This is a genomic window from Arcobacter sp. LA11, from assembly GCF_001895145.1.
GTDB lineage: Bacteria > Campylobacterota > Campylobacteria > Campylobacterales > Arcobacteraceae > Halarcobacter.
This window is the reverse complement of sequence record NZ_BDIR01000029.1, coordinates 1-5,557: the sequence shown is the minus strand read 5'-3', so window position 1 is coordinate 5,557 and position 5,557 is coordinate 1. Positions and strand designations below refer to the sequence as shown.

Sequence of the window (5,557 nt, the reverse complement as noted above, 5' to 3'; positions counted from 1 at the left end):
GGAAAATACTTTGACTTTTTAGGAGCAGATATCCAAGCAGGAGAGTGGTTAATTGACCCTGTGAATGTTACTATTGACAGTACTTTAGCAAGTGCAATACAAACTTCACTAGAAACAGGAGATGTAACCATTTCAACAGATGGAAATAATACTCCTGATACAGCAATCGGTGAAAGTGGAGAGGATGGTAATATTTATGTTGAATCAGATATTACTTGGAGTTCTGATAGTGATTTAACCTTAAGTGCATATAGAGATATTTATATCAATGCAAGTATTACCTCTACTAATGAAGTGACTTCTGATGGTGATCCTAAAGCTAAATTGTCTTTATATTATGGACAAGGTGCAGTTAGTAGTAATAATGAAGGGAACTATTATGTAAATGCCCCTATTAATTTAGGACAAGGGAGTGAGTTTTCTACAAAACAGGGAAGTGATGGTGCAGTTATTGATTGGACAGTTATTACAGAACTAGGAAATGAGGGAAGTATTACAGGAAGAGACTTACAAGGGATGAATGGTGATTTAACTAAGAACTATGTACTTGGAGCTAATATAGATGCAAGTGAAACTTCTACTTGGGATAGTGAGAAAGGATTTGATTCTATTGGAGATTATAATAGTAGATTTACAGGAAATTTTGATGGCTTAGGTCATGCTATAAATTGGCTTAGTATAAATCGTCCAAGTACTGACTATATTGGACTATTTGGATATACAAGTGGTTCCTCTCTCCTTAAAAATGTAGTTGTTATAAATGCTACTATTACAGCTAAGAATTCTGTTGGAGGTCTGGTGGGATCTACCTTCGCGGGGACTATTAGTAATAGTATCTTTGCAGGTACAGTAAATGGTAATGATTCTGTTGGAGGTCTGGTGGGATCTAACCAAGGAACTATTAGCAATAGTTACTCTACAGGTACAGTAAGTGGTTCCATGGATGTTGGAGGTCTGGTGGGACATAGCTCTAGAGATATTAGTAATAGTTACTCTACAGCTACAGTAAATGGTAATGATTCTGTTGGAGGTCTAGTGGGATCTACCTTCGCAGGAACTATTATTAATAGCTATTCCACAGCTACAGTAAATGGTACTAGTCAAGTTGGTGGTCTTGTGGGAGTTGCTTCTGATGATCCTATGACTGGTGGTACAGTAATTGAAAAGAGTTATTCTACAGGTGCAGTAAGTGGTACTAGTGATGTAGGTGGTCTTATTGGAGTTCATAATGAGGCTGTTGTAACAAACTCTTATTGGGACACCCAAACAAGTGGACAAGTAAGTAGTGCAGGAGGGGAAGGGAAAACAACCCAAGAGATGCAAACAGCTTCCACTTTTACAGGATGGGGTATAACTGCTGATGGAGCATATCCTACTTTAGTAAGAGAAGATGGCGTTACTTCGTGGAGGATAGTTCTTCCAGGTACACCAGTAATATATACTCTTAGTGATATTCTTACAGGATATACTTATAGTGGAAGCCAAATAAGTTTAAATAGTCTTTGGAATACTGCTAGTATTTTTGATGGTACAGATTATGACGATTGGATATATGGAACTGATTATAGTTTTATGTATGATGGAAATACTATTACCAGTTTTGTAGATGCAGGTTATTATACAAATATATCAATAAAAATACTAGCAGATGGTTTTATCAGAGATAGTGCAAGTACAAATGGTAATTTTACAATAGACCCCAAAGAGCTTAGTGTAAGTGGAATTACAGCAAAAGATAAAGTCTATGATGGAACTACAGTTGCGTCATTAAAAACTGATACTGCAACATTAGTTGGAATAGTTAATGGAGACACCGTCACTACAGACTTTAATCATGTAACTACAAGCTTTGAAGATAAAAATGTAGCAGAAGATAAAACTGTAAATATTTCAAATTTAAGTTTAGGTGGAGAAGATGCAGGTAATTATACCCTTACAGAAACTACAGCAACTACAACAGCTAGTATTACTCAAAAAGAGGTTATGGTAGATACTCTACATGCAGAAAATAAAGTATATGATGGTTTAACTACTGTAAATATAGATACATCATCAGCTACTATCATAGGTCAAATACTTGGCGATATTTTATTGGTTTCTGGTGCTGATGGAAACTTTAGTGATAAAAATGTAGGAGATACTAAAGATGTAACTCTCTCAAGGATATACTTTGATGGGGCTGATGCAGGCAATTATATATTGAAAGAGAATTCAGTAACTGGTTTAACAGCAGATATTACACCAAAAAGTGTAACCCTTAACTATACAGCAGACAATAAAATCTATGATGGAACGACTGATGTTATTGTAAGTAAAGAAGAAGGTGCCTTTATTGAAAATGATAGTGTTGATGTAACACAAGAAGCAAGCTTTGCAGATAAAAATGCAGGAGCTACAAAAACAGTAAATATTACAAATATAGCTCTAAGTGGAGCTGATGCAAATAACTATTCACTTATAGAAACTACAGCAATGACAAATGCAGACATTATGAAAAAAGAGCTTAGTGTAAATGGAGTTACAGCAAAAGATAAAGTCTATGATGGAACTACAGTTGCGTCATTAACAACTGATACTGCAACATTAGTTGGTGTAGTTAATGGAGATACTGTAAGTGAAGACTTTAGTAGTTTAACTGGAAACTTTGAAGATAAAAATGTAGGGACTGATAAAACAATTAGTATAAGTGGTGTCAAACTTACCGGAGCAGATAAAGACAACTATGAAGTCTCAAGTTCAGATGCAACAGCAAATATTTCTAAAAAAGAGCTTGAACTTAGCAATTTCCAAGCTGAAGATAAAATCTATGATGGAACAAGAAATGCAGTAGTAAGTGCAGATGGACTTAATGAATCTGATATTGTAGCTCAAGATGATGTGAGTCTTGATATGGAACTTTTAGAAGGTTTATTTGAAAATGCACAAGAAGGAAAAGAAAAAAATGTATTTTTAAAAGATAGAATACAACTAAGTGGAGTTGATGCCCAAAACTATAAACTCGTAGGAAAGACAACAGCTACTATCAGTAATGAACTCCAAGAAGTAATTACAGCCATTGTTAATGAGCAAGAGGTGGATGTAAAACTGCCACAAACAGTAGTAAACCTTGGTGGAAAAACTCCAAAGTTAGAGATAGTAAAACCAAAAACACCACAAATGGAACAAACTACTACAACCTTAGCAAAAAACATAGGAGTGCAAAACAGTAATATAAATATTGTTTCAAAAACAAATAGCGGAGAAAATGCCAATACCATAGTAACCCTAGCAGAAATAAAAAAAGCTATAAATGAGCAACCAAGTAGTAATACACAAGCTAATCAAGAAGTAAGAGTACCCCTGTCTAAAAACTCAATAGTAGACTTAGTAAATGGTGGAGTAAATCTTCCAAATGGTGTAGAGCAACAGTTTTTTGTGGTTGCGGATGAGAATTAAAAGAAAATAATAAAAGGAAAAAAATATGAAAACACAATTAACAAAAGTAATCACACTATCAGTATTATCAGCATCATTTCTATTAGGAGCCAATGTACCAAACATAGGAGATGTGGAAAAACAAATACAAACCCCAAAAATTAAAAAAGAGAAACCAACCCTGCCTGAAATTTCTACACAAAAATATAAAGCTCCTATGATAGACAGTGGAAAAACAATTTATATAAAAGGATTTAGCTTTAGTGGTAATACACATATAAAAAGTGAAGTGTTACAAAACTTAGCCAAAGAGTATGAAAATAAAGAATTAACCTTTACTCAAATCTCAGAACTCACCTCAAAGATTACCAAACTCTATAGAGAAAAAGGATATTTTGTTGCCCGTGCTTATATACCAAAACAATCCATAAAAGAGAGAATCTTAGAGATAGCAATTATTGAAGGAAACTATGGAGAATTACAATTAGAAAATAACTCTTTGGTAAAAGACAGTGTGGTTCAAGGGATCTTAGATTATGCTAAAAGAGATAATATCGTATCTACAAGAACCTTAGAACAAAGTATGCTTATTATTAATGATACCCCAGGAGTTCAAGTAACTAAAGCAGATGTTATGCCAGGTAGTAAAGTAGGAACTTCAGATTTTTCTATTAGCACAAAAGCAGCCCCAAAATATGATGGCTATGTTTTACTTGACAATGCAGGAAGCCGATATACAGGAGAGCATAGACTTATGGCAGGGGTAAATTTTAATTCCCCCTTTGAAATAGGAGATAAAATATCTCTTTCTGGACTTATAAGCCAAGGGACAGATTTAAAAAATGGACGAATCGCCTACAGTGCACCACTGATGTCCAATGGATTAAGCGGTGAAGTTGCCTATTCACAAACAAACTACTCTTTAGTAGAAGAGTATGAAAACCTAGATGCAAAAGGAAACTCAAAAACCTTAGAAGCAACACTAAAATACCCTATTATAAGAACAAGAGTTGAAAACCTCTATACAACCTTAAATATTGCCCATAAAGATTTAAAAGATGAAATCAATGCCAATGATGATACTACTAAAAAAGATACAAAAAGCCTAACAGTAGGCTTAGAGTATGATAAAGCCTATAGCATAGGAAAATTCAGTTCTAACTCTGATATAAAATTTAGTTTTACCCATGGACATTTAAGCTTTGATGATTCTGCCAAAAAAGAAGCAGATAAAGCAGGAGCCGATACCAATGGTACTTATTCAAAAATCAATTTAGAGCTTTCACATAATATGCTTTTTACTCCTAAGATAAGTTTAGAAAGTTCATTGCAAATGCAATATGCCTTAGGAAATAAAAACCTTGATGGAAGTGAAGATTTTTCTCTTGGTGGAGCCTATGGAGTAAAACTTTATCCAAGTGGAGAAATAAGTGCTGAGAATGGGTATTTATTTAATATAGAGTTAAAACACACTTTACCTAATATCAATGAGCTTACACACAATGTGGGTGTTTTTTATGACAGAGGACGAGTTTTTATGGCAGATAATACAGTAGGCTTTGAATCAAAATCACTTCAAGACATAGGCTTAGGATACTATGCTTCGTATAAAGACTTCTTTGGGCAAATGCAAGTAGCTTGGAACTTTAATAGTGATGATATAGAGAGTGAACCAAACGAAAATAGTAAAATCTTATTCCAAGCGGGATGGGTATTTTAAAAATATAAGCTAGGAAATTGAACAGAAAAAGGAAACCCAATGAAAAGATTAATCGATTTTAGTTCACGCTTTAGAATTTTAAAAGGTGGGAAGATAAGCTTAGTAGTAAGTGCAATGCTAACAAGTGCAAGCTTACTTCAAGCAGCACCAAGTGGAGGAGTAGTAACCAGTGGAGATGCAAGTATCTCACAAAGTGCTAATGTCACAAATATTCATCAAAATACACAAAAAGCGAGTATAAATTGGCAAAAGTTTAATATAGCCAACCATGAAACCGTAAACTTTAAACAACCAAACAGCTCAGCTATAACCTTAAACAGAGTTATAGGAAATGAAAAAAGTGTTATAAACGGAGCTTTAAATGCAAATGGTCAAGTATGGATACTTAACTCCAATGGTGTTTTATTTGGTAAAAATGCAAGT

Annotated in this window: 3 protein-coding genes; all 3 read left to right on the top strand. The window is 34.1% G+C overall.

What is annotated here, in order from left to right:
* Nucleotides 1-3,435: YDG domain-containing protein (locus BT997_RS15215; protein ID WP_258239504.1), on the top strand; the 3,435-nt coding region annotated here is incomplete at its 5' end.
* A gap of 25 nt (nucleotides 3,436-3,460) precedes the next feature.
* Complete coding sequence (locus BT997_RS15210) at nucleotides 3,461-5,134, top strand: ShlB/FhaC/HecB family hemolysin secretion/activation protein (RefSeq protein WP_072682779.1); 1,674 nt, start codon at nucleotides 3,461-3,463, stop codon at nucleotides 5,132-5,134.
* A gap of 39 nt (nucleotides 5,135-5,173) precedes the next feature.
* The coding region (locus BT997_RS15205; protein ID WP_143145221.1) for a filamentous hemagglutinin N-terminal domain-containing protein at nucleotides 5,174-5,557 on the top strand (384 nt) is incomplete at its 3' end.

Coding starts and splice junctions, on each gene's coding strand:
- BT997_RS15210 (WP_072682779.1), top strand. CDS start 3,461: ATGAAAACACAATTAACAAAAGTAATCACACTATCAGTATTATCAGCA.